General features: G+C 49.6%; 15 tRNA genes. All 15 read left to right on the top strand.

The features are described from left to right. The first annotated feature begins 35 nt into the window (after positions 1-35). The 15 genes from ACNA6I_RS19500 (at position 36) to ACNA6I_RS19430 (ending at position 1,511) form a co-directional block, all read left to right on the top strand. Positions 36-109: transfer RNA gene (locus tag ACNA6I_RS19500), tRNA-Met, on the top strand. Positions 110-129: 20 nt separating this feature from the next. After that, positions 130-203 (top strand) — tRNA-Ile (locus ACNA6I_RS19495). An 11-nt stretch (positions 204-214) separates the two neighbouring features. Beyond that, a tRNA-Ser gene (locus ACNA6I_RS19490) sits at positions 215-307 on the top strand. A gap of 23 nt (positions 308-330) precedes the next feature. Next, positions 331-404, top strand: a tRNA-Met gene (locus ACNA6I_RS19485). Positions 405-506: 102 nt separating this feature from the next. Then, a tRNA-Asp gene (locus ACNA6I_RS19480) sits at positions 507-583 on the top strand. A 33-nt stretch (positions 584-616) separates the two neighbouring features. Then, positions 617-692 (top strand) — tRNA-Phe (locus ACNA6I_RS19475). A gap of 5 nt (positions 693-697) precedes the next feature. Next, positions 698-781, top strand: a tRNA-Tyr gene (locus ACNA6I_RS19470). A gap of 42 nt (positions 782-823) precedes the next feature. Continuing rightward, a tRNA-Trp gene (locus tag ACNA6I_RS19465) sits at positions 824-897 on the top strand. A gap of 12 nt (positions 898-909) precedes the next feature. After that, a tRNA-His gene (locus tag ACNA6I_RS19460) sits at positions 910-985 on the top strand. Positions 986-991: 6 nt separating this feature from the next. Next, positions 992-1,066 (top strand) — tRNA-Gln (locus tag ACNA6I_RS19455). A 4-nt stretch (positions 1,067-1,070) separates the two neighbouring features. Beyond that, a tRNA-Cys gene (locus tag ACNA6I_RS19450) sits at positions 1,071-1,144 on the top strand. 19 nt (positions 1,145-1,163) lie between these two features. Continuing rightward, positions 1,164-1,248 (top strand) — tRNA-Leu (locus tag ACNA6I_RS19445). 15 nt (positions 1,249-1,263) lie between these two features. Continuing rightward, positions 1,264-1,337, top strand: a tRNA-Gly gene (locus tag ACNA6I_RS19440). A gap of 14 nt (positions 1,338-1,351) precedes the next feature. Further along, positions 1,352-1,428 (top strand) — tRNA-Ile (locus ACNA6I_RS19435). 8 nt (positions 1,429-1,436) lie between these two features. Beyond that, positions 1,437-1,511: transfer RNA gene (locus ACNA6I_RS19430), tRNA-Asn, on the top strand. Positions 1,512-1,690 lie beyond the last annotated feature (179 nt).

Raw genomic sequence — 1,690 nt, 5'->3', positions numbered from 1 at the left:
CGATCCTTTGATCGAAGACATAGTTTATTCATCATGGCGGTGTAGCTCAGCTGGCTAGAGCGTACGGTTCATACCCGTGAGGTCGGGGGTTCGATCCCCTCCGCCGCTATTTACATACGGTTATGCTTTGGACCCTTAGCTCAGTTGGTTAGAGCAGACGGCTCATAACCGTCCGGTCGCAGGTTCGAGTCCTGCAGGGTCCATTTATACATACGGAGGAATACCCAAGTCCGGCTGAAGGGATCGGTCTTGAAAACCGACAGGGGTGTCAAAGCCCGCGGGGGTTCGAATCCCCCTTCCTCCTCCATAATTCCTTTCATCTTTTATCGTCGCGGGGTGGAGCAGTTCGGTAGCTCGTCGGGCTCATAACCCGAAGGTCGCAGGTTCAAATCCTGTCCCCGCAATACCGTTTTGATCCGAGAGGATCGGGATGTAGTGACATTGATAGCAGGATTTGCTGTCGAAAAGAACATTGATCTTTATTTTCGCTAACGCGAAAAAAAGTTGGTCCGGTAGTTCAGTTGGTTAGAATGCCTGCCTGTCACGCAGGAGGTCGCGGGTTCGAGTCCCGTCCGGACCGCCATTTATATTCTTATATGTAACAAAGACCTTTAATGGCTCAGTAGCTCAGTTGGTAGAGCAATGGACTGAAAATCCATGTGTCGGCGGTTCGATTCCGTCCTGAGCCACCATTGATGGAGGGGTAGCGAAGTGGCTAAACGCGGCGGACTGTAAATCCGCTCCTTCGGGTTCGGCAGTTCGAATCTGCCCCCCTCCACCATTTGTTTTCTTGAACTAGGTTCAAGTATAGAACGATCTATATAGGGGCATAGTTTAACGGTAGAACGAAGGTCTCCAAAACCTTTGGTGTGGGTTCGATTCCTACTGCCCCTGCCAAAAAAACACATGGCGATTGTGGCGAAGTGGTTAACGCACCGGATTGTGGTTCCGGCATTCGTGGGTTCGATTCCCATCAGTCGCCCCATATTATTGGGCTATAGCCAAGCGGTAAGGCATCGCACTTTGACTGCGACATGCGTTGGTTCGAATCCAGCTAGCCCAGCCAATAAGGCGGTATAGCCAAGTGGTAAGGCAGAGGTCTGCAAAACCTTCACCATCGGTTCAAATCCGGTTACCGCCTCCAATTTTATTTTTTAGCACCTGCCGGTGTGGCGGAATAGGCAGACGCGCACGACTCAAAATCGTGTTCCGTAAGGAGTGCCGGTTCGACCCCGGCCACCGGTACCATTTTCAATTTAACATGCGGGTGTAGTTTAATGGTAAAACCTCAGCCTTCCAAGCTGATGTCGTGGGTTCGATTCCCATCACCCGCTCCAATTTATTTTCATGCGGGCCTATAGCTCAGCTGGTTAGAGCGCACGCCTGATAAGCGTGAGGTCGGTGGTTCGAGTCCACTTAGGCCCACCATCTACCATTCCGCAGTAGCTCAGTGGTAGAGCTATCGGCTGTTAACCGATCGGTCGCAAGTTCGAATCTTGCCTGCGGAGCCATTTTCTTTTAAAAAAATTTTTGAGAAAGTTTTAAAAAGAAGTTGACTTCTGCGAAGTTAATTGGTAAGCTAGTAATTGTTGCTGAGGCAATGATCGTCAAAAACTTTTCAAAAAAAGTGTTGACAACAAACGAGAAATACTGTAACATAGTAAGGGTCGCTTTGAAAGAAGCGCTCGAC

This window comes from Rossellomorea sp. FS2 (assembly GCF_047915635.1).
Lineage (GTDB): Bacteria > Bacillota > Bacilli > Bacillales > Bacillaceae_B > Rossellomorea > Rossellomorea marisflavi_A.
The sequence above is the reverse complement of the archived record's forward strand: the minus strand, read 5'-3'. Positions and strand labels throughout refer to the sequence as shown.